This is a genomic window from Dactylosporangium sp. NBC_01737 (assembly GCF_035963215.1).
Lineage (GTDB): Bacteria > Actinomycetota > Actinomycetes > Mycobacteriales > Micromonosporaceae > Dactylosporangium.
Map to the genome: position 1 here is coordinate 6,083,342 of NZ_CP109153.1, position 25,755 is coordinate 6,109,096.

25 protein-coding genes are annotated in these 25,755 nt (G+C 69.5%); 13 read left to right on the forward strand and 12 right to left on the reverse strand.

Annotated elements, in window-relative coordinates; genetic code table 11:
* Nucleotides 1-139: 139 nt before the first annotated feature.
* From OHA72_RS27260 to OHA72_RS27270, 3 genes are read right to left on the reverse strand one after another with little or no spacing between them, the layout of a single operon-like run.
* The gene (locus tag OHA72_RS27260; RefSeq protein ID WP_327010644.1) at nt 140-430 is read right to left on the reverse strand and encodes a hypothetical protein; all 291 of its coding nucleotides are present in this window, start codon (nt 428-430) and stop codon (nt 140-142) included.
* On the reverse strand, nt 427-1,167 hold the full coding sequence (locus OHA72_RS27265; protein ID WP_327010645.1) for a tyrosine-type recombinase/integrase: 741 nt from the start codon (nt 1,165-1,167) through the stop codon (nt 427-429). The genes OHA72_RS27260 and OHA72_RS27265 overlap by 4 nt, the downstream gene beginning before the upstream one ends.
* A complete protein-coding gene (locus OHA72_RS27270) occupies nt 1,157-1,672 on the reverse strand; it encodes a hypothetical protein (protein ID WP_327010646.1) in 516 nt (171 codons plus the stop codon). The genes OHA72_RS27265 and OHA72_RS27270 overlap by 11 nt, the downstream gene beginning before the upstream one ends.
* Nucleotides 1,673-2,178: 506 nt before the next feature.
* Between OHA72_RS27270 and OHA72_RS64885 the strand changes: the two genes are divergently transcribed.
* The 3 genes from OHA72_RS64885 to OHA72_RS27285 all read left to right on the forward strand — a co-directional run bounded on the left by OHA72_RS64885 (nt 2,179) and on the right by OHA72_RS27285 (nt 5,196).
* Nucleotides 2,179-2,406, forward strand: coding sequence for a hypothetical protein (locus OHA72_RS64885; RefSeq protein WP_442788680.1), 228 nt, complete (start codon nt 2,179-2,181; stop codon nt 2,404-2,406).
* 235 nt (nt 2,407-2,641) lie between these two features.
* The gene (locus OHA72_RS27280) at nt 2,642-3,472 is read left to right on the forward strand and encodes an integrase core domain-containing protein (protein WP_327010647.1); all 831 of its coding nucleotides are present in this window, start codon (nt 2,642-2,644) and stop codon (nt 3,470-3,472) included.
* 716 nt (nt 3,473-4,188) lie between these two features.
* Nucleotides 4,189-5,196 (forward strand): Acg family FMN-binding oxidoreductase, encoded by a 1,008-nt coding sequence (locus OHA72_RS27285; protein WP_327010648.1) that lies wholly within the window; start codon nt 4,189-4,191, stop codon nt 5,194-5,196.
* Nucleotides 5,197-5,564: 368 nt separating this feature from the next.
* Here OHA72_RS27285 and OHA72_RS64890 read toward each other — a convergent pair whose 3' ends face one another.
* The gene (locus OHA72_RS64890; protein ID WP_442788681.1) at nt 5,565-5,948 is read right to left on the reverse strand and encodes a hypothetical protein; all 384 of its coding nucleotides are present in this window, start codon (nt 5,946-5,948) and stop codon (nt 5,565-5,567) included.
* A 165-nt stretch (nt 5,949-6,113) separates the two neighbouring features.
* Between OHA72_RS64890 and OHA72_RS64895 the strand changes: the two genes are divergently transcribed.
* Complete coding sequence (locus tag OHA72_RS64895) at nt 6,114-6,521, forward strand: hypothetical protein (RefSeq protein ID WP_442788682.1); 408 nt, start codon at nt 6,114-6,116, stop codon at nt 6,519-6,521.
* Here OHA72_RS64895 and OHA72_RS27300 read toward each other — a convergent pair.
* A complete protein-coding gene (locus OHA72_RS27300) occupies nt 6,505-7,569 on the reverse strand; it encodes a sulfite oxidase (RefSeq protein ID WP_327010650.1) in 1,065 nt (354 codons plus the stop codon). The genes OHA72_RS64895 and OHA72_RS27300 overlap by 17 nt on opposite strands.
* Nucleotides 7,570-7,836: 267 nt before the next feature.
* Between OHA72_RS27300 and OHA72_RS27305 the strand changes: the two genes are divergently transcribed.
* The 3 genes from OHA72_RS27305 to OHA72_RS27315 all read left to right on the forward strand — a co-directional run bounded on the left by OHA72_RS27305 (nt 7,837) and on the right by OHA72_RS27315 (nt 11,258).
* Nucleotides 7,837-8,901, forward strand: a complete 1,065-nt coding sequence (locus tag OHA72_RS27305; RefSeq protein ID WP_327010651.1) for an integrase core domain-containing protein — start codon at nt 7,837-7,839, stop codon at nt 8,899-8,901.
* 716 nt (nt 8,902-9,617) lie between these two features.
* Nucleotides 9,618-10,799 carry an amidase domain-containing protein gene (locus OHA72_RS27310; protein WP_327010652.1) on the forward strand — a complete coding sequence of 394 codons (1,182 nt, stop codon included), beginning with the start codon at nt 9,618-9,620 and terminating at the stop codon, nt 10,797-10,799.
* Nucleotides 10,800-10,808: 9 nt separating this feature from the next.
* On the forward strand, nt 10,809-11,258 hold the full coding sequence (locus tag OHA72_RS27315; RefSeq protein ID WP_327010653.1) for a hypothetical protein: 450 nt from the start codon (nt 10,809-10,811) through the stop codon (nt 11,256-11,258).
* A gap of 541 nt (nt 11,259-11,799) precedes the next feature.
* On the opposite strand, the gene OHA72_RS27320 is transcribed toward OHA72_RS27315, so the two are convergent.
* Nucleotides 11,800-12,183 carry a hypothetical protein gene (locus OHA72_RS27320; protein WP_327010654.1) on the reverse strand — a complete coding sequence of 128 codons (384 nt, stop codon included), beginning with the start codon at nt 12,181-12,183 and terminating at the stop codon, nt 11,800-11,802.
* Between the two features lie 209 nt (nt 12,184-12,392).
* Between OHA72_RS27320 and OHA72_RS27325 the strand changes: the two genes are divergently transcribed.
* Nucleotides 12,393-15,062: a fibronectin type III domain-containing protein gene (locus tag OHA72_RS27325; RefSeq protein ID WP_327010655.1), complete on the forward strand. Its 2,670-nt coding sequence runs from the start codon at nt 12,393-12,395 to the stop codon at nt 15,060-15,062.
* 131 nt (nt 15,063-15,193) lie between these two features.
* On the opposite strand, the gene OHA72_RS27330 is transcribed toward OHA72_RS27325, so the two are convergent.
* On the reverse strand, nt 15,194-15,598 hold the full coding sequence (locus tag OHA72_RS27330) for a tetratricopeptide repeat protein (protein ID WP_327010656.1): 405 nt from the start codon (nt 15,596-15,598) through the stop codon (nt 15,194-15,196).
* 226 nt (nt 15,599-15,824) lie between these two features.
* Here OHA72_RS27330 and OHA72_RS27335 point away from each other — a divergent pair, with 226 nt between their 5' ends.
* The 3 genes from OHA72_RS27335 to OHA72_RS27345 all read left to right on the forward strand — a co-directional run bounded on the left by OHA72_RS27335 (nt 15,825) and on the right by OHA72_RS27345 (nt 18,184).
* Nucleotides 15,825-17,192: an IS1380 family transposase gene (locus OHA72_RS27335; protein ID WP_327010657.1), complete on the forward strand. Its 1,368-nt coding sequence runs from the start codon at nt 15,825-15,827 to the stop codon at nt 17,190-17,192.
* 381 nt (nt 17,193-17,573) lie between these two features.
* Nucleotides 17,574-17,744, forward strand: coding sequence for an Rv2686c family ABC transporter permease subunit (locus tag OHA72_RS27340; protein WP_327010658.1), 171 nt, complete (start codon nt 17,574-17,576; stop codon nt 17,742-17,744).
* Nucleotides 17,741-18,184 (forward strand): Rv2686c family ABC transporter permease subunit, encoded by a 444-nt coding sequence (locus tag OHA72_RS27345; RefSeq protein ID WP_327010659.1) that lies wholly within the window; start codon nt 17,741-17,743, stop codon nt 18,182-18,184. The genes OHA72_RS27340 and OHA72_RS27345 overlap by 4 nt, the downstream gene beginning before the upstream one ends.
* Before the next feature lie 87 nt (nt 18,185-18,271).
* Here OHA72_RS27345 and OHA72_RS27350 read toward each other — a convergent pair whose 3' ends face one another.
* From OHA72_RS27350 to OHA72_RS27370, 5 genes are all read right to left on the reverse strand, one after another.
* Nucleotides 18,272-19,156, reverse strand: coding sequence for a cytochrome c biogenesis CcdA family protein (locus tag OHA72_RS27350; RefSeq protein WP_327010660.1), 885 nt, complete (start codon nt 19,154-19,156; stop codon nt 18,272-18,274).
* The gene (locus OHA72_RS27355; RefSeq protein WP_327010661.1) at nt 19,122-19,643 is read right to left on the reverse strand and encodes a redoxin family protein; all 522 of its coding nucleotides are present in this window, start codon (nt 19,641-19,643) and stop codon (nt 19,122-19,124) included. The genes OHA72_RS27350 and OHA72_RS27355 overlap by 35 nt, the downstream gene beginning before the upstream one ends.
* Before the next feature lie 99 nt (nt 19,644-19,742).
* Nucleotides 19,743-20,810, reverse strand: coding sequence for a PucR family transcriptional regulator (locus OHA72_RS27360; protein ID WP_327010662.1), 1,068 nt, complete (start codon nt 20,808-20,810; stop codon nt 19,743-19,745).
* Nucleotides 20,803-21,591: an efflux permease Rv1217c-related protein gene (locus OHA72_RS27365; protein WP_327010663.1), complete on the reverse strand. Its 789-nt coding sequence runs from the start codon at nt 21,589-21,591 to the stop codon at nt 20,803-20,805. Before OHA72_RS27365 ends, OHA72_RS27360 begins: the two co-directional genes overlap by 8 nt.
* Nucleotides 21,569-22,507, reverse strand: a complete 939-nt coding sequence (locus tag OHA72_RS27370; protein WP_327010664.1) for an ABC transporter ATP-binding protein — start codon at nt 22,505-22,507, stop codon at nt 21,569-21,571. Before OHA72_RS27370 ends, OHA72_RS27365 begins: the two co-directional genes overlap by 23 nt.
* Nucleotides 22,508-22,967: 460 nt before the next feature.
* Between OHA72_RS27370 and OHA72_RS27375 the strand changes: the two genes are divergently transcribed.
* Together OHA72_RS27375 and OHA72_RS27380 are read left to right on the forward strand one after the other, a co-directional pair.
* Complete coding sequence (locus tag OHA72_RS27375; protein ID WP_327010665.1) at nt 22,968-23,564, forward strand: hypothetical protein; 597 nt, start codon at nt 22,968-22,970, stop codon at nt 23,562-23,564.
* 127 nt (nt 23,565-23,691) lie between these two features.
* Complete coding sequence (locus OHA72_RS27380; RefSeq protein WP_327010666.1) at nt 23,692-25,755, forward strand: flotillin family protein; 2,064 nt, start codon at nt 23,692-23,694, stop codon at nt 25,753-25,755.

The window sequence follows — 25,755 nt, forward strand, 5'->3', positions numbered from 1 at the left end:
ACGTTCAACAGGATGCGGTCGACCTGCGGAGACGCGGGGCGACCGCATCCTTTGTCGCCGCCGCGGCCGTCAACACTGTGCCTGGCGCCTCTCGAAGCAAACGCCGCAGTGCTGCGACGCAAGCGTGTTCAAAGCCACGCTAGACCACCCGATGGTCGTCGATGGGTTGCGCGAGCGGGTGCGGCCGACCGGTCATGGCGGCGAGTGCGGTGGCGACGGCTTGCAGGTCGGCGCGGATATACGTGGTCGTGGCCGGCCCGGTGGTGTCGGTGTGGCCGGCGTATGCGCGGGCGGTGCCGTACCCGAAATGCCGTTCGACCCAGGTGAGCGTGGTGTGGCGCAGCCAATGGGCGGTGATGCCCTGCGCGGCAACCCACGGCAGGTGCCGGCCGATGCGGCGCCACAACTCGTCGTATCGGCGGCTGGTCAAGGCTTGCCGTTGCGATATCGCAGCAGCGCATCACCTGGCAGAACCGCGCCGCGGGCGGCGGCATGTTGGGTGAGGCTGGTGGCGAGGTCGAGGCTGATCGGCTGCCAGCGGATGGTGCCGCCTTTCTCGCGCAGCTGCAGGAGCCCGCGGTCGGCGTCGAGGTCCTGCAGCCGCAGGCCGAGGGCGCCGGCACGCCGGCAGGCGGTCTCGGTGTGCAGCCGGAGCAGCAGTGCGTCGAGGATGGTGTCGTTGCCGGTGGTGCGGGCGACCTGGTTGATCTCGGTCAGTTCAGCGGGTGTCAGTGCCCGCCGGGTGCTGGGCAGCCGGCGGGGCTTGCGGACCCGGTGGGCCGGGCTGTCCGCGGTCTCGACGAGACCGTCGGCAATGGCCTGGTTGTAGAAGGCGCGAGCGGCGGCGATGAGCAGTTCGCCGGCGTGGCGGCCGCCGCGGCTGTTGCGCCGGGCTCGGGCGTTGGCCACGATGCGTCGCTGGAGCGCCTGGATGTCGCTGGCGGTCACCGTGTCGATGGGGAGGTCGCCCCAGGCGGTGGTCATCCGTTGCCAGTAGCTGCGGTAGGCGCGCAGCGCGCCGGGACCGGCCGCGGCGAGTACCAGCGGCAGATAGTCGGTGAACGTCGGCAGCGCCGGTCGGGCATCGCGCTGCAGATCGGCGAGGGTGACGCCGAGCTCGGCCAGCGCCGTCCAGGCCGCGTCGAGCCGCTCGCGGTCAGCTGCCATCGCCTATGGCGAACTGGTCGGCGAGGAGCTGTGCGACGGTCCGGGCCGGATAGATCAATAGCAGGTCACGGCCGGGGTCGGCGAGGAGGACGACCAGGTCGCCGACGACAAGGTTGCACAGCTGCCGGACCGCCGCGGGGACGGCAAGGAGGCCGGTGGCACCGATGGTGTGCCGTCCAGCCGGGCTGAACCTGACCGTGATGGTGCCGTGTGCGACGTCGAACGTGATGCGGTGCCCGGGTGGCCAGCCCAGCCGGTGCAGCAGCGGCCGGGCCGAAGTACGTCCGGACGGGTCCAGCTGACCGATGTCCAGGTACGGCTCGACCTGGTCAGACCCGGTGGAAGGTGAAGGCAGCTCGGGCAGCGGCGGCCGTGGCGGGCGAGCGGTGCGGGGATGAGCGCCGCGATCATCTGCTCGGCCGGGGCCGGAACGCTGCGCCGCACGCGGCTCATCGTCGCCGCCGGGGCGCGGTCCGCACATGCCGAAACCCAACCGGGTGGTCACCCGCTCGGGTCTGCTGCCTGGATGTTACAAGTACAAGGATCTTGGTAAACATTTACCAAGACCAGTGTCGAAGGATTGAACCCGCACGGTGATCGTCTCCAGAGAACTGCCGGTTAGGCTCCCCTCGTAGCGCTGGTAGGTCGGTGGCGGCCGGGGGTAACGGGGCAAGCTCACCCCCACGCGGCCGCCGAGCTCACCGGCCAGCGCTCCGTCGATCCGCACGCCATGTTGCGCCTGCTCTGGCGGCCGATACCGCCCCGCCCGGGCCACCAGACACCGTTCGAACGGCTTTGGCACATCGGGGCCGCGACCCACCCCGGACCCGGCCTGTCCGGCGCGTCAGGTCACATCGTCGCGACCCACTTGCTCCGCCGAGGCCCCCTCGAACGGCTGCGCGGCCTGCTCGCTGCGCGGTAACAGCTCTTGATGGGGGAGGGAGGGTCTGGCATGCCTGCTCGCTATGACGCGGTGGTGGTGGGCGCGGGACACAACGGCTGGTCGCGGCCGTGCTGCTCGCTCGGGAAGGCTGGTCGGTCCTCGTCGCCGAACGCGCCGAGCGGATCGGCGGCGCCGTGGTCAGCGCCGAGATCACCCGGCCGGGATTCGTCTCCGATGTGTTCTCCACGACGATCACCTCTGGTGGAAAGCGGAACCCGGCGAACGCCGACTTCGGAGGTAGCCACGGGCGAGGACGGCTCGAGGACTTCAGCCCAAGTCTGTCTCGATCTTGCTAGCGATGCTCCTTCGACTCGCGTACCTCGGTGTGACCAACGCGCTGGCGATGCTGCGCTTGCTGCCCGCGAGCGATCGCGCCAAGGATGTGGAGATCCTCGCCTGCGCCACCAGATCACGGTCCTCGAACGGCAACTGCACGGCGCGACGGTCCGGTTCACGTCGGCCGACCGGGCCTACCTTGACGCCCTGCTGCACCGAATTCCCCGCGAGGTACTACACAAGATCCGGCTGCTGATGCGCCCCGAGACCGTGCTGCGCTGGCACTGCGACCTGATCGCCGCACGCCACGCCCGCGCCTCACGTCCGAGGCGTGTCGGTCGGCCACGCACCGTTCGATCGATCCGCGTGCTCGTGCTGCGCCTGGCCCAGGAGAACAACTCGTGGGGCTATCGGCGCATCCACGGCGAGCTACTCGTCCTCGGAATCAAGATCGCCGCCTCCACCGTCTGGGAGATCCTCAAAGAAGCCGGCATCGACCCGGCACCCGAGCGGAGCAGCCAGACCTGGGCTGCGTTCCTGCGGTCCCAAGCCGAGGCCATCCTCGCCGCCGACTTCTTCGAAACCGTGACGTTGACCGGCCAGCGGATGTACGTCCTGGCGGTCATTGAGCACGCCACCCGACGAGTTCGGATCCTGGGCGCCGCCGCCCACCCGACCGCGGCGTGGGTCAGCCAAGCCGTGCGCAACCTCGCCATGCTCAGCGGCGTCCAGATGCCCCGCATGAACGCGATCATGGAGCGGTGGATCCAAAGCTGCCGCCACGAACTGCTCGACCGCACGCTGCTCTGGAACCAGTCACACCTACTGCAGGCGCTGCGACAGTACGAACAGCACCACAACGCTCACCGACCTCACCGTGGCATCGCGAACGCCCGCCCGCTGCAACCGCTGCCCGATCCGATCACCGATCCAGCCGCGATCACGCAGTTCACCGTCCGCCGGCGCGACCGCCTGGGCGGCATCATCCACGAATACAACACGCCGCCTGACCCGCGCGGACAGGGTTATCGGCACCTACAACGTTGCTGCAGCAGGCCGATGGTGGCCACGTCCGCCAGGGCCTGACCGATGTGCAGCTTGCCCTCATCGAGGGCGCCCGGGTTGGCGTCGAAGAGGTTCAACGCGCCGATCACTTCGGTACGCAGCTGCATCGGCCAGCACCAACGCGTCGGCCGGCTGCTCGCCACCGAGGTCGCCGGGCCGGGCGCGGTACGGCATCCACCCCCGGGCGTTCGCCGAGGGTCAGGGTGAGCTCCTCCGGCGCCGAGGCCACCTGATCGCTGGTGTACATCGTCTCGCCGGGGGAAGTGGCCAGCACCACGGTGACGGCGACGCCGTCGACACCGGTGGCCGCAATAGCCGCAGCGCAGACGTGCTCGGCCGCGACCGGTCCAACGGGGGTGTGTTCGACGATCAGGCTCCACAGCCGCACCCGGCGAACTGACCACGAGCCGCCTCCGACACCTCAACGGTTCGTGCGGCCGCGACGGGCCGGTGACGTACGACAAGGGCCGGGTCGAACGCGACGAGCTCCTCAAACGGCTTGCCAGTCGCCAGCCTACGCCGGCAACCCGGTCACCGCTTCGGCGTCGCGGGCGTCTTCCGCGGAAAGCAGGCAGATCGCGACCGACAAGGCGCCGAACAGATCGGCCAGTGCGTACCGTTGAACTCGGGGCCGTGTTGTCGAATGTCAAACACGACGGTCGGCGTTTACGTCGGCGATCCCATCCGTTCGGACCTTGGGGTAACGACCAGCCACCGCTACCTCCGGAGGCACAACCATGAGTGAGATGCAGCAACCGGCGCCGTTGCCGGCCGGGGATGTGTTGTATGAGGCGGCCCGCGTGGCGTGTCTGGCCCCGTCGATCGAGAACTCCCAGCCGTGGCGTTGGCGCATCCGCGGCAACACCCTCGAACTGCACGCGGACCGCTCCCGCCAGTTGACCGCCACTGATCCGCAGGGTCGGTTGATGATCATCAGCTGCGGCGCGGTTCTGCACCATGCCACCGTCGTGCTCGCCGTCCTCGGGGCCGCGGCCACCGTCGAACGGATCGATGATCCAGCCGACCCGGACCTGCTCGCCAGACTGACGCTTACCGGCCCACACCAGGTGACAGCCGAAGACATGCGCCTGCATCATGCTTTGCGCACGCGTTGCACCGATCGACGCCCGTTCCTGGGCGTCCGGCCGCTACCGGACGAGGTGATAGACCTGCTGCGTCACACCACCGAACCGTTCGGGGTCAGCACTCATGCGTTCGACCCGTCGCAGGTGGGCTTCCTCGCACTCGCCGCACGGTTGGCGGCGACAGCCGAGCAACGCGACGCCGGCTACCAGGACGAGATCGCCACCTGGACGACCCGTCGTGTCCCAGCGACCCGCGACGGTGTGCCGGCGACGGCGGCCGTCCCGAAGGTGACACGGACCGGGCCGGCACGCGACTTCGCTCCCGGCGCGACGCCGGGCCTGGCTCCCGGGCCCGGCGACGACCGGTACACGACCTACCTGGCGTTCGCGACCACACAGGACAACAGGGCGGACTGGCTGCGCACCGGGGAGGCGGTCAGCGCGGTCCTGCTCACCGCCACAACCATCGGGCTGGCGTCGTCGGCGATGAGCGATGTGGTCGAGGTCCCCGGTGCGCGGACGGTACTACGCGGGGCGGTCGCACCAGCCGGGTACCCACAGCTGACAGTCCGGCTCGGCGTCAACGAGAGCGCGCCCGCGGTACCGCCGCCACAGCGCCGCCCATGCGACGAGGTCATCGAAGTCATCGCGGCGAGTTGAGCCCGAGCCGCTGCCCTCGCTACGGCCGTTCGACGATCTGATCGACTGGCAGCCGCGGTGCGTGTGGCGCACCCCGTTCGGTCGCTTCGATCGATCCAAGCCGCAGGACGAGGTAGGGGCGGCCGAGGCCGGCGAGCATTGACCTGTTCAAGTCGATCGCGTAGGTCGATCAAGAAAAGAGACTGATTGCCAGGTCACGGGCTTAGCCGAGTTTCGGCACCCACAGGCTTCACCCGAGCTCTCACCCCGCACCTGCCGGGTTCCGGCGTACCGTGGCAACTGCCTGCGGGACAAGCGGGAGAGCGAAGCTATTAGCCCAGTGGAGCTGAGAGGCCGAAAGATCGGAGAGGTTGGACGGCGATCCCCACTCACCTGATCCGGACAATGCCGGCGAAGGAAAATTGCCTCGCAGGTTGTTCATGTGCACCGACACCTGGCGCGCCGTCTGTGATGATGGCGCGCTTGATGTTCGTGACGGACGCGGGGCCCTCGAGGATGGCCGCCGATCGAGGCGCACCCTGCAGCTGTCGCTGGTCCCAGGTGATGGAACCGTCGCCGCGTCCGGCGAGGACGGTGTCGATCCAGCGGATCTCCGCCTCGGTGATGGCCTGCAGGTACTCGGTCTCCAGCATGGTGACCCGCGGAAGCTCGACGCCGCCTTTCCTGACCAGCGTTTCGCGGTCGGCGAGCCGCTGGACCAGCAGGTCCCGCCGCGCGGCCAGCAGGTCCTGAGTGGTCCGTAGGGAGACCATCGGCAGGTGGCCGACGGACCGCGGTCATGTATCTGGGCCGGATCGCGGAGGTCGGCGACACAGCCAGGATGTACGACCGGCCGGCCCACCCGTACACGCAGGCTCTGCTGTCCGCGTCGCCGCTCGTCGACCGCAGCCGCCGGGGGCCTGCTCAAGAACCGCATCGTGCTCGAGGGCGAGCCGCCCGGCCCGACCGATCCGCCGAGCGGCTGCCGGTTCCACACGCGGTGCCGGCTGCGCCGAGAGGTCTGCTCCGTCGAGCCGCCCGTGGTGAAGGAGACGGGCGAGGGTCGCGGACCGCGACGCCGCGTGCCATTTCGTGGAGGAATCTTCTGTCGGCATCGACTGCATAGGCTTTGGCGCATGCCTCCGAGGACGGGGCGGCAGCCGCTGCGCTCTTCACCCGTCTACCTCCGGACTGGAACGATTACTGGACTGAGCCGCGACATTGTCCGACGGGTATCGGAGTTCCTCGTTGACGCTCCACTCGTCCCTCAGACCGGGCGGCAGCTTCCGCTTCGCCGAGGCATCAGCATCGGCGATCAATACCTGGTCGTTACAGTCCGCCGGTGACGCGTACCCTGGCCCAGGCGGTGTTCATGTAGCCCAATGGGTTCCACAGGTGTTCGGCGCTTTCGGGCTGGACAACGGCGCTGGTGTCCCATGCTCTGGCGACGATCACCCCGGGTCCGAGGGGCAGCTTGACGGTCACCTGCCACAGGCGCCAGGCCCAGGGCCCGGCTGCAGGTTCGAGGTCCGCCTGCGACCAATGCTGGCCGCCGTCGACGGAGACGTCGAGCCGTGCGACGCCCCGATTGTCGCCGGCGGACGCGTACCCGCTCACCTGAATCGGGCCGGCCGGCAGCGTTTGGCGGTCGCTGGGACGCAGGATGGCCGCGTTGAGGGCGGCTACGCCGAGGGACAGCCCCTGTCCCGACGCCGCCGCGGCCGGATCGGCATCGGCGGGCAGGAGCAGGTAGTCCTTGGCCTGGAAGTAGTTGTCGGACGGATGTTCCTGCGCGGTGAGGCGTCGCACCCACTTGACGCTGCGGGCGCCGATGTAGCCGGGCACCACGACTCGGACCGGCGCTCCGTGCACGGCGGGCAGCGGCACCCCGTTCATCTCCCAGGCCAGCAGTACCTCGTCGGCGAGCGCCTTGGCGACCGGGATAGACGCACCGAACGGCTGTGGCGGGTCGGGAACGTGCGACACGTCGGAGGCGGCGAACGCGATGTGCTGCGCGTCCAGGCGCAAGCCGGCGGCGGCGAGCACGTCGGCCAGCGCGGCGCCGGTCCACTGGGCCGTGGAGATCGCGGCTGATCCCCAGGGGGTTTGGCCGGGGATCGGGCGGAACGCGGCCAACTCGACGCGCCGGTTGCCCGCGCACTGCAGCGTGGCCACCACCGTGCGGCTGGCGAACCGGTTACGAAGCTCGGTCAGCGACAAGGTAAGGGGAGTGTCGACGAGCCCGTCCACATCCAGCCGCCACTCGTCCGGATCGATCTGCTGCACCGGACCGTGATTGCGGCTGTAGAAGGTGTCCAGCGGGGTTAGCGAACGACCGTCGAGCATGGCGCACGGAGGTTCGGCGTTGTACGGTTCCACGTCGTGCACGATCATGTCGTCGCGTTTGCCCCAGTACCCCACGCCGACAGCGTATGGCGGAGGCCACGGCGCGCCACACGAAATGCGTGAACCGTGCCGAACTCACTCGGTCTCCCTGACACCTTGAACGTGCCCAGGCCCGCCGCCCGGGCGCGGGCCGGGAGTCGCGGCGTTGACCAGGCCGAGCCGTCCTGCGGGTGCGGCTCGTAAATTCGGTTCGGTGGCTGTGACGTGCGGATTTGTCCGTGGCTCAGCTACCGGGTAGCGGGGATGATCCAGGGCGTGGCAGCCTCGCTGATGTACCTGCTCCTACGTCAGATCCTGCAGCTGCTGACGCAGCTCGCCCGGGACGGCGGCGCGAAAGATGTCGAACTCCTTGTGTTGCGGCATCAGGTGGCGGTACTTCGCCGGCAGGTGCACCGCCCCGACCTGCAGCCCGCGGACCGGGTGGTGCTGACGGCGCTGTCCCGACTACTGCCCCGACCACAATGGTCGGCGTTCTTCGTCACCCCGGCCGCGCTGCTGCGCTGGCATCGGCAGCTGATCGCCCGGCACTGGACGTATCTGCACGCGCGTCCCGGCCGGCCACCAGTCGATCGGGAACTCCGTGAGCTGGTGCTGCGTCTGGCCGCGGAGAACCCGACCCGGGGCCATCGCCGCGTGCAGGGTGAGCTGGCGCGTCTGGGCTGCCAGATCGCGGCCAGCACGGTCTGGAAGATCCTGCACCAGGCCGGCGTCGACCCGGCACCACGCCGGACCGGACCAACCTGGCAGCAGTTCCTCACCACCCAGGCCCACACAATCCTGGCCTGCGACTTCTTCACTGTCGACACCGTGCTGCTGAAACGGATCTATGTACTGTTCTTCATCGAACTCGCCACCCGACAGGTTCACATCGCCGGCGTCACCGCCCACCCGACCAGCGCCTGGGTCACGCAACAGGCCCGGAACCTGCTCATGAACCTCGACCAGCACGCCAGCAGGCTGCGCTTCCTGCTACGAGACCGAGACACGAAGGTCACCGCCGCGTTCGACACGGTCTTCACCGCCGCCGGCATCGACGTGCTGCGCACACCGCCACAGGCACCGAAGGCGAACGCCTTCGCAGAGCGCTGGGTCGGCACCGTCCGCCGTGAATGCACCGACCGGATCCTGATAGCTGACGAACGGCATCTCTTGAGGGCGCTGACCGAGTACACCGAGCACTACAACCGCCACCGCCCACACCGGTCACTGGACCAGCAACCGCCGAATCCACCACCACCGGTCGCCGATCTCGGCGCCGCGCGGGTCCGACGACGCCCGATCCTGGGCGGGCTGATCAACGAATACTCGCAGGCAGCGTAAGCCAAACCCAATTTACGAGCCGCACACCCGGAGGAGAGGCTTGAGGTCTACCGCGAACTCGGCCTTAGGTTGACCTTCCACCCGGATACACAAACGGCCCACGCCCAGATGCAACCGGGCATGAGCCGTTGGGAGATGGTTGGTGTCGAAGGGGGGATGTGAACCCCCACCCATAGCACCCGTGCAAGAAACAGGGATGCATGCGTACTAACCTATCGACGAATAGCGGTTCCTTCAAGTGGCTGGATTGAACCGCTCTGGTTGTGTAGAGGCTGCTGCTGTGTCGGATTGAGTCATGGCCTTGAGGAGGCCCTGCGCATCCTGTAATGGTAAGTCTTTGACCCACAGCATCCTGACGCCCCGGCGTCGCGCCCGTGCCGCGCTGCGGTCGGTGCGCACGGCTGCAGCACGGCAGCCGTCGCCGCGAAACAGGCCCGGTTCGCCGGCGTTCCTGGCCGACAAGTTCGATTCCGGTCGCACGTTGCTTACCCTGCAGAGTCACTCAACGTCAGGAGATGACCGTACGGGCCCGACGACCACGACCGCCGCGAATACTGCTGATCTTTATGAGAGGTGCTGCTCATGCCCCGCACCGCTCTAACCAAATCGCCCCGCACCATACTCACACATGCGAATGTGTCCCCACGCTGACTCCTCGCCGTTGATAGCTTCCGTGTGCACAGAGTGTGCCGGGGGACACGACGAAACGGGGAAGCATGAAACGGCGTACGTTGATGAGCGGCATCGCGCTCGGTGGTGCGGTCGCGGCGATGCCCGGCATCGCGCTGGCGGCTCCCGCCGCTGACGACCTGGCGGCCATCGAAGGGCTCGTCCAGGAGTACTTCTCGGGGCGCGCGCTCCGGGTGACGCACGGAGGCGTGTCGGCGGGGCCGGTGGATCTCCTCGTGCCGTCGACGCGTTCGTTCACGCAGCGGCAGCGGTCCGACCACGAGCAGCTGAAATCCCGGCGCGCGGTCTTCGGACGGTTCGGCGGCTACGAACGGTCGCAGACCAAAACCACGGTGCTGTCGGTGAGCGGTGACGCGGCGCGGCCGCTTGCGCGGGTTCGGGAGGAGACCACGCTGTACTTCGTGAGCCCCCGCGCGTGCGGCGGGAAGTTCACCGCATACACCGTCGAGCACGACGTGCAGTTCGTCCGCGACGGCGGGGTCCTTCGGCTGGACAGCGCTCAGTTCATCTCCAGCGACTACCGCGACCTGCCCGAGACCCAGTTCCTCGACGCCGTGCCGGCGAAGTTCCGGGGTCCCGGCCCCGCCAAGGGCAGCGGCATCAAGCCGGGCACGGGCGAGCCGCCGCGCGGCCCGAAAGTGGTTGCTGGGCGAACATTCGGCGACCGGACGAGCGCGAACCTCCAGGTGGCGTACGACTACAGCCGGATGATCGAGTACGCGATCAGGTACGGCCTGAACTACGATCCGAGCGCCCTGTACTACAGCGACGACTGCACGGCGTTCATTTCCGAGTGCATGAACTATGGCTTCTGGCAGCACACCGGCAGCTGGCCCGGCCAGGACCGGACGAGCAACTCACAGTGGTTCCGGGGCTCCTACACCTGGACGACGACCTACTCCTGGGGCGGCGCCGAGAACTGGTACTGGTTCGCCACGGGCTCCGGCCGGACCTACATCCTCAGTGAGCTCGATTGGATGGTGCCGTCCGACGTGCTCCAATGGAACTGGCCGAAGGGCAACCCGCCCGACGACATCCTCGACCACACCCAGATCTGCACCGACATCTACATCGACCCGGTGCTCGGCCTGGGCGACCAGTACATGACCCAGCACAGCAGCAACCACTACGACTACGTCAACCGTTCGCTGAACTACATTCTCAGCTACCAGACTTGGACGTATCAGTTGTATGCGCACAGGACCTGAGACCTCGTGATGCGAGCACGGTTGTTGACGGTCGCCGCGGTGCTGGTCATCGCGGCGGCCGGCGTGCTGCTGTACGTGACGCTGGGCCGCGGCGGGCCGCGCAACGCGACAGCCCTGGCGACCGTCAGCAGCTACCTGCAGGCCCTGTCGGACAACGACCGGGACGCCCTCACCGAGCTGGCCGAGCCGTACGGTCGCGGTGCCACCACCGGCGAGAGGGCGATGCTCGACGCGCAGCTCAAGCGCTACGGCGGTAAGCGGGTGCTGGTCGCGTCGCTCACGTTCGTCAACGCGCTGTGGATGACGAGCGGCGGCGCCTGTCAGGCCGTCTTCCGTGGCGTCATCGGCGGCGAGCCGGCGGGCTTCGTCGTCGGCATGCAGCTCAAGCCCGAGGGCGGCTGGCAGGTCACGTCCGTCGACGAACAGTTCCCGAAGCCGGACACTCCCGCCTGCACCTGAGCGGTCTCGCATCGGCCCATTGCCGGCACACCGCCACGCTCGCAGTGGACGCCGCACACCCCTTCTCGCGCAAGAGAAGGGGTGTGCGGCGTCGCCGTTCAGGTCCTGCAGGCGCTGTGCCGGAGCCGGCCAGTTCAGGGCTGGTCGCCGCCACCGTGGCCGGTCTGGACGTCACCGAGGACCGGGTCGCCGACGTCCAGCTCGCCGGCACCAGCCGCGCCCTGGTGGGCACCCTGGCCGACACGAAGGGCGTCAGGCTGGCGGGGGTGTCGGTCTCGCTCGCCGATCAGGCGGGCCACTCCGCGTCGAGCGTCACCGACAGCCTCGGCCGATACAGCGTCTCGATCGTGCCGGGCCGGTATGCGCTGACGCTGGACGCGAACTATGGTCGGCAGGACGGCATGGTGTCCTTCCTGGTGCGGCAGTCTCCTGGCACGCCCGGCATCGACCTCACGTCCGGTGACGTGGTTCGCGATCTGCGCCTTGACGTGGTGGCGATCCACGCCACGGCGTTCAACCCGCAGGGCTACGCATACAGCAACTACAACGTGTCCGCGAACGCCGTCGGCGGTACGACCTCGCTGTATCCCGGGGATCCGGGTACGGCGATCGTGCAGATCCTGAGTGCTGCCAACGGCGGGGGCGTCAACGGCGTCACGTTCAACACGGTCGTCGGTGCGGTGTACACCGCGAACAACAACAGCTTCTGCGCGAGCCTCAACAGCGGCAACGTCTGCATCGACTCCGGTTTCACCGTCACCGGGGAGACGACGGTGAGCGTGCCGCACGCCCCGCCGCCTCCGCACACGTTCTCCGGCGTCCTCGCCGACCAGCAGGGCCGTCCGCAGGTCGGTGTGCAGGTGTCGCTCACCGACCGGTTCAACAACTCGGCCGGAGGCCTCACGGACGGCACCGGGCGCTTCACCGTCGACGTGCGCCCCGGCACCTACGCGCTCGGGCTGAGCAACAACGGCAACCGGGTCAGCGGCATTTCGAGCCTGTACCTGCGTCAGCCGATCACGAGTCCGACCCTGGACCTGACCACCGGTGACCTCACCAAGGACCTGACGCTGTGGGTCGTGCCGGTCCACGCGGCCCCGTACAACGCCCAGGGCTACCCGTTGCGAGGGGCGTATGCCGCGTCCGGCAACGCACAGGCCGGCACCACGTCGCTCGCTGTATCCGGGCGACCCGGGCACCGAGGTGCTGCAGGTCTTCGGCGGTGTCTCCGGCAACGGCCCCGTCTACACGTTCAACACGGTCCTGGGCGCCAAATACAGCGGCAACGCGAGCCTCGGCAGCGGCGGCATCTGCGCCTTCCAGAACCCTGGCGGCGAGGTCTGCGCCGGTACCGACGTCATCGTCACCGCCGAGATGGACATCACGCTGCCGCACAGCCCGGCCCCTGCGCACACCTTCTCCGGCACGGTCACCGACAGCAGCGGGCGCCGACTGCCCGGCATCGTCGTGTCGCTCACCGACGCGTTCGGCAACCGGGTCTCCGCGGCGACCGGCAACGACGGGGCGTTCGCCGTCGCGGCCCAGCCCGGCCGCTACGCGATCGGCCTGAACGGCGAGACCACCGGCCAGACCAGGATCGCGAACTTCACGCTCCAGCAGCCGACGACCAACCTGACACTGGACCTCACCGGCGGCGACCTGCACCGCGACGTAGTACTCGACATCGTCGCCGTCCACGCCGTCGTCCTCGACGCGGCCGGCCGGCCCACGCCGTACATCAGCGTCACCGGCAACGCCTTGCAGGGCACGACGTCGCTGTACCCCGGCGACCCCGGTACCAGCATCGTGCAGGTCATCAGCGGGCGAGGAGCGACCGGCTGCTTCACCGACGCCGCGACCGTCGTCGGGGCGGCGTACACCACCTGCAGCAACAACAACGGGGGGCTCATCGCGTCGTTGTCCGGCGGCGGCTACCTCTCGCTGCGAGCGCCGCTGACCGTGACGGGCGAGACGACGGTGGTGCTGCGCCCGATACCGGTGCAGCAACTGCCGGGCCGTCCGCAGGTGACCGCCGCCGGTGCGGCGAGCGCCACCGCCGCGCTGACGTGGGCGGCCGTGCCCGGCGCGGTCTCGTACAACGTGTACCGCGACTGCGCGCTCATCGCCACCACAGCGGCGCCGTCGTACACCGACACCTCGGCCGCGGAGGGCAGCCGGTCGTACTTCGTCTCCGCCGTGGATCAGTCCGGCACCGCCGGCGACCCCAGCGACATCCTGCGTGTCCGGATCGATACGGGGGCACCGCACCTGCAGGTCCCGGCGGACATCACGACGACCGCCACCAGCGCGGCCGGCGCTGTGGTGAACTATCCGACGCCGACGGCGACCGACGCCGCCGACGGCAGTACCCCGGTGTCCTGCGACCGCGCGTCCGGGGGAGTGTTCCCGATCGGTGTCACCGTCGTCACCTGCACCTCGACGGACAGTGCCGGCAACACCGGACGGGCCACGTTCACCATCACGGTCCGCAACGCGCTGCCGGACAGCCCTGCCGTCATGGCCGTCGTGCCGGGCGATCACAGCGCGACCGTCACCTGGCTGCGGCCGTTCGACGGCGGCAGCCCGATCCTCGGGTACTCAGTCGTCGCAACACCGGGCGGCCAATCCTGCTCGGCCGACGGAGCCGACAACCTGACCTGCACCATCACCGGGCTGACCAACGGCGTGAATTACACCTTCACCGTCACAGCCATCAACGGCGCCGGGACCTCCGACCCGTCCCCGCCCGTGGCCCTCCCACCGACGATCACCGCGATCAGCCCGGCGCACGGCCCGGCCGGCGGCGGCACAACCGTCACCTTCACCGGCACACACCTCGCCGCGGCCACCGGGGTGAGTTTCGGCGCCGTCCCCGCCGCGGCATTCACCGTCGTCAGCGACACCACGATCACCGCGACAGCACCCGCGGGAAGCCCAGGAATGGTCCACCTCCGGGTCACGACACCGGCCGGCGCCAGCACGCTGTCGCCGGGTGATCTGTACACCTACGACCCGCAGGCGGATCTGGCCACCACCGTCGACACGTCGACGCCGTCAGTCGCCCTCGGCGACGCGTACACGGTGACCGTGACGGTGATCAACAACGGCCCCAGCCCAGCCACGAACACCGCGATCACCATCGAGACCGGCCCCGCCGCCAGCGTGCTCGCCTCGGCCGGCCCGTGCACCGTCTCCGGCGGGACAGTGCGGTGCGACTTCGGCACCCTCAGCGCGACCGTCCGGGCGACCGCAGTGCTCACCGTCGAGCCCAACGCCGTCGGGACCGTCGCGACCGCTGCGACCGGTACCGCCACCGAGGTCGACCCGGTGCCGGCGGACAACAGCGCCAGCGCGACGGTGACCGTCACCAACGCGCACGGCTGCACGCTCGTCGGCACCGCTGGCAACGACACCATCACCGGGACCGATGGCAACGACGTGATCTGCGCCCTCGGCGGCGACGACCACGTCAACGGCGGCAACGGCGACGACGTCATCTACGGCGGCTCCGGCGCCGACACCCTCGACGGCGGCAACGGCAACGACACCATCACCGCCGGACCCGGCGGCTCCACTCTCATCGGCGGCAACGGCAACGACGTCCTGACCGGCGGGGCCGGCAACGACACGATCTACGGCGACAACGGCAACGACACCATCACCGCCGGCGCCGGGAACGACCTCGTCTACGGCGGCAACGGCAACGACACCATCGACGCCGGCGACGGCACCGACACCGTGTACGGCGGCAACGGCAACGACTCATGCACGCACACCGAAGCCGGCAACAGCTGCGCCGGTTGAATGCCGGCCCTAGCCGGATTGGGGCCGAGCGGCATCATGGGGTCGCGAACGGTGCGCCACCGCTGTTGTTGCTGATAGTGCCGGCGACCCTGTTGATCTGGGTGAATTCGGCCGGCGTAGCAACGCCGCTACTACAGCCTGTCGTCGCGCGCTGTCTGCTCGAACTGTTCGCGTCGCCAGAAGGTCAGTTTTCGGCGAGTTGCTTGGGTCTCAGGATGGTTCGCACCGAGGGCGCGAGTTCGGTCGGCAACAAGTTGTTTCAGTAGGCTGACTGCACTTGTCGGATTTCCAGCCTTGCCGAGCCAGGTGGCGAGGTTGCTGCGAGTGGTCATTGTGTGTGGGTGGAGGGGACCGAGCGTTCGGATTAGGTCAGCAACGAGGCGCTCGGTCTCGGCGGCGGCGCGTTCGGGGTCGCCGGCCTCGCCGCGCCAGCGCGCCAGATGGCCGCGCGTGGTGAATGTGTCGGCATGATCTGGTCCGAGGAGCCGTAGGTTATCAATTAGGAGTTCCTCGAAGGCGGTTACGGCCGCGGCCAAGTCGCCAGCCTTGCCGTACCAACTGGCGAGAACCCCTCGAATGCTAAGCCCTGATCCACCGATGAGATTGATGTGGCGGGGACGTCTCGGACGCGACAATGCCCCCGCGAGCTGGAAAGATAGAGGTTCTTGAGGCATCTATCGTTCAGTTCGAGAGGGCACCGTCCGGGTGAGAATATCGCACGGCGCGGCACGGCTGCGCGCATCGTTTGATGATCCGAATCTGGTGTCGTGTGCCGGGCTGGCGCCGGTCCTGGCGCTCGCGCAGCGGTGTGACCTGCATGGGGTCGTCGATGCTCGGCTGCGGGTGCCCACGGACAAGGGGTCCAACGCGTCGGGAAAGGTCACCACGATCGTGGCGGGCATGGTGACCGGCGCCGACTCGATCGACGACCTGAACGTACTGCGCCACGGCGGCATGCCGGCTCTGTTCGACAGCGTGTACGCACCGTCGACGCTGGGCTCGTTCCTGCGGACGTTCACCCACGGCCACGTCCGGCAGTTGCAGGCCGCCTCGCGGCAGTTCCTGGTCCGGCTGGCCGGGCAGGCGCCGTTGCTGCCCGGTGCCGGGTCGGTCACGTTCGTCGACGTCGACTCGCTGCTGCGCCGGGTCTACGGCAAACAGAAGCAGGGTGCTGCGTTCGGTCACGCCAAGGTCGGCGGCTATCAGGTTCTGCTGCGTGGTCTGAACCCGCTCATCGCCACGATCAGCACCGCGGACGCGGCGCCGGTGATCGCCGCGACCCAGCTGCGCGCCGGGAACGCGGGCTCAGCCCGGGGCGCGGCAGCACTCGTCGCCGAGGCCGTCGCCACGACCAAAGCCGTCCTGGCAGCCCAGGCAGCCCGGCCCGCAGCCGCCACGACAGCGTCGACGACAGCACCAGCCGGTGAGATCGTCCTGCGAGCGGACTCAGCGTTCTACTCCCGCACGGTCGTCACCGCCTGCCGCCGAACCCGGGTGCGTTTTTCGATCACCGTCCGCATCGACGCCAAGGTCCGCCGGGCGATCGCCACGATCGGCGAGGACGCCTGGACCGAAATTCGTTACCCACAACCGGTCTGGGACGACGAGCAGCAACGGTTCATCTCCCGCGCACAGATCGCCGAGACGACCTACACCGCGTTTGAAGGCACCCGCCACGAGGTCACTGCCCGGCTCATCGTGCGCCGCGTCCCCGACCTGAACAAATCCACAGTGGACAACCAAGGCGCACTGTTCACCGTGTGGCGTTACCACGCCGCGTTCACCGACAGCCCATACATCCTCGTCCAAGCCGAAGCCCAACACCGCGGCCACGCCATCATCGAACAGGTCTTCGCCGAACTCATCGACGGCCCCCTCGCCCACCTGCCCTCGGGCCGGTTCAACGCCAACAACGCCTGGCTGACCTGCGTCGCTATCGCGCACAACCTCACCCGCGCCGCAGCCACCCTCGCTGGACGCCCCCACGCCACCGCCCGTGCTGCCGACGATCCCGGCCTGCTGGCCCTGCTCGCCACCGGCCGGGTGCAGACCGTGCACACCCGCGAGGCCGCGCTCGCCGACGTCTTCATCGCCGTCACCAACCACACACCGGCCGGAACGACGCCGTGACCCGGCAGCGGTTGAGCGCCCTGCTCGTCCTTGAGCTGCGTCTGCAGTGGCGGCAGCGGATCCCGGCAGCGGTCCTCGGGCTCGCCGCAGCCTGGTCCGTGCTCCTCGCCGTGCTGCCGGCGGGCGCCGCGCGGGTCGCCTCGCCGTACCTGCTGTTCCTGGAGATCATGACGGTCGGCACGCTGTTCGTCGGCGCGCTGACCGTCACCGACCGGGCCACCGGCGCCACCGCGGCGCTCGGGGTCAGCCCGGCGCGACCATGGGAACGGGTCACGGCGCGGCTGGCCCCGCTCGCCGGGCTCTCCGCTCTCAGTGCGGTGCCGGTCCTGCTCGCCGGCCGTCACACACGTCCGGACGCTGCCCGCCCGGCCACGCTGGCTGGTGTTCCCCCGCGCGGACCTGCGCAACATCACCCGCGACACGATGCTGGCCATGGTGGCGCTGAGCCCCCTGCTGCTCGCCCTCGCGCTGCGCTTCGGCTACCCGCCCCTAGCCGAGTGGCTGCTGCAGACGCGCGGCCTGGACCTGACCCCTACGAAACGCCCCTGGTGATCCTCGCCGTCGCCGTGCACGTCCCGGTCTCCTTCGGCATGACCGGCGCCCTGATCGTGCTGGACGACCTCGAGAGCGGCACCCTCGCCGTCGTGCGCACCTCACCGCTCGGCATGCCGCGCTACGTCGCGTACCGGCTGACGGCTGTCACCGTCCTCAGCGCCGCCGGGCTCGCGGTCGCGGCACCGCTGTCCGGCCTCGTCCCCGCCTCGGCGACCGGCGCACTCCTGCTCGCAGTCCTCCTCGGACCGCTGATGACCGTCGCGACGCTCGCCGTCGCCAGCAGCCGCGTGCAGGGCGCCACCGCCGACAAGATCCTCGCCGCTGCCCGTCTACCTGCCGGTAGCGGCATGGTGGCTCACCGGGGCGGGAGGGTGGCTGCTCGCGCCGCTGCCGACGTCCTGGATCGTGCGGTCGTGGCCGGGCCCCGATCCAGTTGACCTGATCGGCGGCCTGGCCTGCCTCGCCGCATGGCCGATCCCGCTGACGTGGCGGGCAACCCGCAGGCTCAGGTAGAACGGCGGCGGTCAGGTCGGTCCGGCTCGCCGCCGAGCGCTCCTTCCGCGTAGCACGGTGACGAGGACCACGATGGCGAGCAACACGCCGAAGAGGGCGGCGAAGGCAGGGACCCCGACGTGTTCGACTGCGGTGGCGAGGTGTCGTTGCAGATTGGCCGCCGCGCCGATCACCGGGTCGTCGACGTCGCCACGGGCCTCGGTGAACCCGTAGTAGGCGACGTATCCACCGGCGAGCAGCAGCACCACACCACCGGCCCTGGACAGTGCCGGACCGAAACGGCGCAGGCCGGTCAGCGCCCGGGGTCGGCTCAGCGCGACGCCGAGCGCGGCCAGCCCGACGAGCAGCCCCATCCCGGCCGCGTACGCCACGAACAGCCCGACGCCGTCGAGCACGGAACCGGCCCGGAACGACGAGACCACGATCGCCAGGAACGGCGCGATGGTGCAGGACAGCGACGACGCCGCGTACGCCATCCCGAAGGCGATCATCGACACCGGGCTCCGGCGGACCGCGGGCCCGCGGGCGGGCGGCCGGACGAACGAGGGCAGCGCCCGGCCCGCGACCACCCACCCGCCGACACCGGCGACGAGCAGCCCGAACCCGGTGGTGAACCACGGCAGCACCTGATGGACCGCGCCGATGACCGGGGCCAGCAGCAACCCGGCCGTGCCGAACACTGCGACGAACCCGGCGGTCATCGCGCCGGTCGCGGTCAGCGCCCGGCGGACCGCCAACGACCTGGACGGGGTGTCGTCGCCGAGGACCAGGACCATCAGGTACACGGGCAGCAGCGCGAACCCGCACGGATTGACCGCGGCGAGCAGCCCGGCGCCGAGCGCGAGCCCGAGGTCGGACACGTCAGGCGAGCCGCCCGGCGAGACCGGGCAGGTCATCGCCGCTGAGCGCCCCCTGGTAGACGACCGCGCCGGAAGCGTCGAGGAACACGAACGTGCTCTGCGCGGTCACCCCGAACCGTTTCCACACGATGCCCGCCTCATCGGCCAGGTGCGGCACAGCCTCGAGGTGCCACTGACCGACGAACGTCCGCATCGCCGGGGTCTTGTCGAGGCCGCCGACACCGACGACCGTGACCTTGCCTGCCAGTTGCTCTGCCGTCGTCTTGACGCCCCGGGCCTGACCGGCGCACGTCGGGCACCACGGCGCCCAGAACCACAGCACGGCCGGCTTCCCGGCCAGCGACGCCCCGTCGAACGCCGCACCGTCAAGAGTCGTGGCAATGAAGTCGAGCCTGCCGGGCACACCTGCCCGCGATGACGCGGTCGCAGTGGGCGCACCCGTCCCGCCCGGTTCGCCGGCGGTGCGGGTGCATGCCCCGACCGTCAGCACGGCGAGCATCAGCACGACAACGGCACGGCGCATACCGCGACCATAAGACCCACAGTGCCGGCCGAACCTTACGAGGTGATGACCGTTCAACTGCCAGTCGCCTGCAACCCTTCGGCACGAGCGGCAAGGGCCTCATTCGGTACTGCCGGGCCAGCTGAGGAGGCGGGCGCCGAGAACGGCGGCGTGGAGGGTGAACTGCTGGGTGGGTTCGCCGGGGTGGTAGCCGGTGAGGGCGCGGATGCGGTCGAGGCGATAGGTGACGGCCCGGACGGACAGGTGCATGCGGCGGGCGGTGGCGGTGTGGTTGCCCTGGTTGTCGAACAGGACGGTGAGGGTGTCGAGGTAGGGCTGGGCGCCGCCGCGGGCGGTGGTGAGGGGGCCGAGCACGGTGGTGACGAGGTCGGTGATGGCGTCCCGGTCGCGGAGGAGCACGGGGAACACGAGCAGGTCGGCGGCGTTGAGCACCGGTGCGGTGAAGCCGAGTTTGGCGGCGTGGTCGAGGGTGTTGCGGGCCTCGTCGAGCGAAGCGGCGAGGCCGTGCAGGCCGGGATGGGGGCGGCCGGCGGCGAGTTGCCAGGTGCCGGGGCCGAGTTCGGTGAGCAGCAGGTGGGCGAGTTCGGCGGTGACGCCACGGAGCCCGGCTGCCGTGATGCAGACGAGTTCGCCGCCGCGGAGGGTCGCGAGCGTGTTGGCGTCGCCGAACCTGGCGGCGAGCGCGGTGTCGATGCGTTGCACGGCACCGGCCGTGAACACTGCGGCGCGGGCCACGAGCACGAGGTGGCCGGCGGAGAGCCGGATGCCGTAACGCTGGGCGCGTTCGGCGAGGACCCCGGGGTCGGCGCGGCCGGTGAGCAGATCGTTGACGAAGGCCGTGCGTTCGGTGTCGTTGCGGGTGAGTTCGGCGTGGGCCTGCCCGGCGTACCCGTCGATCGCCGCGGCGAGGACGTCGTTCGTGATGGCGATGTGCGCGGCGGCACGGGCGTGGACGGTCGCCGCGGTGTCGGCGGGTTCGGGTGGCGTCGAGTGCCAGCGGACACCTGCGGTGCGCAGGATTCCGGTGACCAGGTCGTGCAGCTCCCGACCGGCATCGGCGCTGCGGGCGCCGAGTTCGGTCGCGGCCCGGCGCCGGACCCGGCCGTCCGGGATCAGCAGCACCTCGTCGACGGCGCGGGCCAGCGAGTCCTGGGCGTGTTCAGACACCGACGTCGCGGCGGTCGAAGAGGAACACACCGATCAAGGCGGTGACGGCGCCGACGGCGACGAGCACGAGCAGTTCGGTGACATGCCAGCCGGTGTGCAGCGGGTCGGTGCCGATGAAGTAGTGGAACGGTGAGAACCAGCGCAGCCAGCGCCAGCCGTCCAGCATGCCGCCGATCGCGTTGGCGATGTACATGCTGACGGCCAGGGCCCCGACGACGGCCAGGACGGTGCCGCGTCTGCCGGTGGCGGCGCCGGTGAGGAACGCGATGCCGGTGAAGCACCAGGCGAGCGCGACGAGGGCCACCGACGCGGCGGAGACGTTCGACAGTGGGATCTCCATGCCGATGGCAGGCACGACCACGAGCAGCACGAGCCAGGGCATGGCAGCGACAGCGGTGATGGCGCTCCCGGCAGCTGCGAGCCGTTGCCACGCGAACGCTTCCCGGGACAGCGGCACGGCCAGCAGGAGTTCCATCCCGCCGTCCTCCTCGGGACGGGCGATCGTGCGGGCGGTGAGCGTGACGGCGCACATGAGGACCAGCAGCGGGCCGATCAGGCTGAAGACGGTCGCCTGGAGGTAGCCGGCGGGGGAGGCCATGTCGGCGATGCCGAGGAAGTCGAGCATCCCCTCGGGCAGCGCGTCCTGTTTGAGCTGGGCGGCGCCCTGGAAGCTCGCGTAGAAGGCGGTGTAGACGGTGGTGAACGCGGCGACGCCGGCGGTCCAGCCGATGAGCGCCCGCCGGTCGTCGCGCCAGGTCTTACGCACCAGTGCGGGCAGCATTGCCGGCTCCATCCGAGGTGAGTTCGGTGTGGTAGTAGAACGACAGGAACGTCTCTTCGAGGTCGGGTTCGGTGGACAGCAGGTCGATGACCTCGTGCCTGGCCGCGGCCTTGACAAGTTGATCGAGACGGCCGTCGACAGTGCACTTGAGGACCGGTCCGGCCACGACCACGTCGCTGACGCCGGGCAGTGTGTCGAACTCGGCGGCGTCGACCGGGTCTGCGAAGTGGATCTCGACGGTGCGCACGGCGCGTCTGCCGAGCGACTCGACCCGTTCGACCGCGGCGAGCCTGCCGTCGCGGACGATGGCGACCCGGTCGGCGACCTGTTGCACCTCCGCCAGCACATGGGAGGACATGAACACCGTCTGGCCGGCGGCGCGGGCGTCGCGGACCATGCCCAGGAACTCCTGCTGCATGAGCGGGTCCAGGCCGCTGGTGGGTTCGTCGAGGACGAGCAGCGCGGGCTCGTGCATGAACGCCTGCACCAGGCCGACCTTCTGCTTGTTGCCCTTGCTCATGGTGTGCACCGGCCGGGCCAGGTCCAGTTCGAGGCGGTCAGCGAGATCGGTCACCCGGGGCCACGGCACGCCGCCGCGGGCGTCGGCGAAGAACCGCAACAGGTCATCGGCCCGGCCACGACCCGGGAACGCCAGCTCGCCGGGCAGGTAGCCGATCACGGCGTGCAGGGCGGCCTTGTCCCGGCGCGGGTCGCGGCCGAGCACGGTGGCGTGTCCGCGAGTCGGGCGCAGGAAGTCCAGCAGCAGCCGGATCGTGGTCGTCTTGCCCGCGCCGTTCGGGCCGAGGAATCCCATCACCTCACCGGTCGCCACGTCCAGGTCGAGGTTCTCGATGCCTCGTCGCTGACCGTAGAACTTCGTCAGGCTGTCGGTGTGCACGGCGACGTCGCTCGTCATAGCAGCCATCCTGAAGGTCGCCGCCTCGTCAGGTCCAGGTCGGCAGTCGGCCGGGAAGTGGTCGCCGTCCTTTCCGGGACCCGGCAAGACTCCCAGAGTCCCGCCGCGATGCAGGCGGTGTACTCGACGAAACTTGGACCGGCGTGGCGCAGGGGCGTCGTTGTCGGTCTACCGGCCCGGCCGGTATCAGCGTATGATGATCCCTGGTGCGCCGGGAAGTCTGGTCGGCAATGGTAATTGTCGTGTCGACCAGAGGGGCCACGATCGTGGACGTTCCCGCCATCCGCACCGAATCTGTAACCAAGCGCCATGACCGTATGCGGGCCTTGCCTGCGCTGGATCTTCCTGTCCGCGCCGGTGCCCCGGTCGGGTGCCCGCGGGGACCGAATCCGACCGTCGTCACGCGTTGACCGCCCATGCCACGATCCGGACGGACACGGGCGGAGGGCGACGCAGGTCCATGAACGAGTTCATCGGCGCAGCGTTCGCATTCCCCACCGCGATGTTCAGCGTGCTGCTCGTCGCCGTCGTCGGCTACTGGGTGGTTGTCGTGGTCGGCGCGCTGGACGTCGGATCGCTCGACGCCAGCGGCGAATCCGGCGGTGACGGCGGCGGCATGTTGAGCGTCGCCGGGCTCGGCGGCGTGCCGATCACCGTGACCATCTCGTTCCTGACCGCGATCGGCTGGTTCGCCAGCCTCGCGGCCGGTGCGCTGGTGCACGGCGCGTTCGCTCCTGCCGTCGTCCTGATCGTGGCGCTCGGCGTCGCGTGGCTCGTCACGCGGCTGGCCGTCCTCGCACTCCGCCGGTTGTTCACCCCGGCGCAGGCACCGTCCCGCGCCGATTTCCTCGGCCGGTCCTGTGTGATCCGCACCGGGACCGTCACGCTGACATTCGGTCAGGCCGAGGTGACGGTCGAGGACGGGTCATCGGCGATCGTCCAGGTGCGGCAGGCCGGTGACGGCGGACTGCGAGCCGGCAGCGCCGCCTACATCTACGGCTACGACGATCCCGGCGAGTTCTTCTGGGTTGTGGAAGACCCCCTCACCCTCGCCTGACACCGCAGTACGACACCGCAGTACGCCGTTTGGCGTCGCCCGACGCTGCCCTGTGCTGTTTCGGCGTCGCCTGACGCCCCCTGCTTCCCACCTCCGGTCTGCCTCGCCCTACCCAAAGGGATCATCGATGGATGTCATCACCACTGGACTCGCCGTTCTCGTCGCCGTCATCGTCCTCATCCTGGTCGGCGTCCTGTTCATGGTCGCCCGGCTGTTCCGTAAGATCGATCAGGGGAAGGCCCTGATCATCTCCAAGGTGCGGCGGGTCGACGTCACCTTCACTGGCGCCATTGTGCTGCCCGTCCTGCACAAGGCTGAGGTCATGGACATCTCGGTCAAGACCATCGAGATCGAGCGGTCCGGGCACGAGGGCCTGATCTGCCGCGACAACATCCGGGCCGACATCCGCATCACGTTCTTCGTGCGGGTCAACAAGACGGTCGAGGACGTCGTCAAGGTCGCGCAGGCGATCGGCACCGCCCGCGCGAGCGACCAGTCGACGCTGCAGGAGCTGTTCAACGCGAAGTTCTCCGAGGCGCTCAAGACCGTCGGCAAGCAGCTGGACTTCGTCGACCTCTACACCAAACGCGACGAGTTCCGCGACCAGATCATCCGGGTCATCGGCACCGACCTCAACGGCTACAGCCTCGAGGACGCCGCCATCGACTTCCTCGAGCAGACCCCGATGACCCGCCTCGATCCGGCCAACATCCTGGATGCGCAGGGCATCCGGAAGATCACCGAACTGACCGCGATTGAGCACGTACGTACCAACGAGTTCCAGCGCAGCGAACAGAAGGAGATCAAGCGGCAGGACGTGAACGCGCGGGAGGCGATCCTGGAGCTGGAGCGCCGGCAGGCCGAGGCGGAGATCCGCCAGGCCCGCGAGGTGGCGACGCTGCAGGCCCGCGAGGACGCCGAGGTCGTGAAGGTGAAGGCGGAGGAGCGGCTCAGGGCGCACGGCGCCGACCTGCGCACCGACGAGCAGCTCGGCATCCAGCGGGAGAACCAGGCCCGCGAGATCGCCGTGGCGCAGAAGAACCGGGAGCGGGTCATCGCCATCGAGACCGAGCGGATCGAGAAGGACCGCATGCTGGAGGTGATCGCCCGGGAGCGCGAGACCCAGTTGTCCTCGATCGCCAAGGACAAGGAGCTGGAGGTCGAGAAGCGCGGCATCGCCGAGGTGGTCCGCGAGCGGATCGCGGTGGACAAGACCGTCGCCGAGCAGGAGGAGCAGATCAAGCGGCTCCGGGTGGTCGAGGAGGCGGAGCGCACCCGGCAGGCGGTCATCATCCGGGCCGAGGCGGAGGCGCAGGAGAACCTCGTGAAGGACATCAAGGCCGCCGAGGCCGCCGAGGTCTCGGCGGCGTTCAAGGCCCGTGAGGAGGTCGTTCTCGCCGAGGCGCGCCAGCAGACCGCTGAGCTCGACGCGCGGGCGAAGATCCGGCTCGCCGAGGGCGTCCAGGCCGAGGCTGCCGCCGTGGGTCTCGCCGACGTACAGGTGCGTGAGCGCAGCGCCGAGGCCATCGAGAAGGTCGGCCGCGCCGAGGTCGCGATCGAGCGGGACAAGGCCCTCGCCGCGGCCGAGGTCGGCAGGGCCAACGTCGGCGTGGAGCGGGAACGGGCGCTGGTCGCGGCCGAGGCCATCCGCGAGAAGCTCAAGGGCGAGGCGGAGGGCCTCACCGACAAGGCTGCGGCGATGGCTGCGCTGGACGACGCGAGTCGCCAGCACGAGGAGTACCGGCTTCGCTTGGAGATGGAGAAGGAGATCCGCCTCGCCGGCATCGCGATGCAGCGCCAGGTCGCCGAGTCGCAGGCGCTGGTGCTCGCGGCCGGCTTGGAGAAGGCCGACATCGACATCGTCGGCGGCGAGAGCATGTTCTTCGACCGGCTCCTGGGCTCGATCACGATGGGCAAAAGCATCGACGGCTTCGTGCAGCACTCCGACGTCATGGGCGCGGTCGCCGAGCCGTACCTCAACGGCGGGGCAAGCCTGGGCCAGGACCTGGCCCGGCTGCTGGGCTCGATGAGCACCGCGGACGTGGGCAACCTGACGCTGTCGGCGTTCCTGCTGCAGCAGATCAAGGCCGGCGGGTCCGACGCGGCGCAGCTCAAGGAACTGCTCACCGTCGCGCAGCGCCTCGGTGTCGCCGACGCGCCGGTCGCCTCCCTGGCGGCGGGGAAGCGCTGA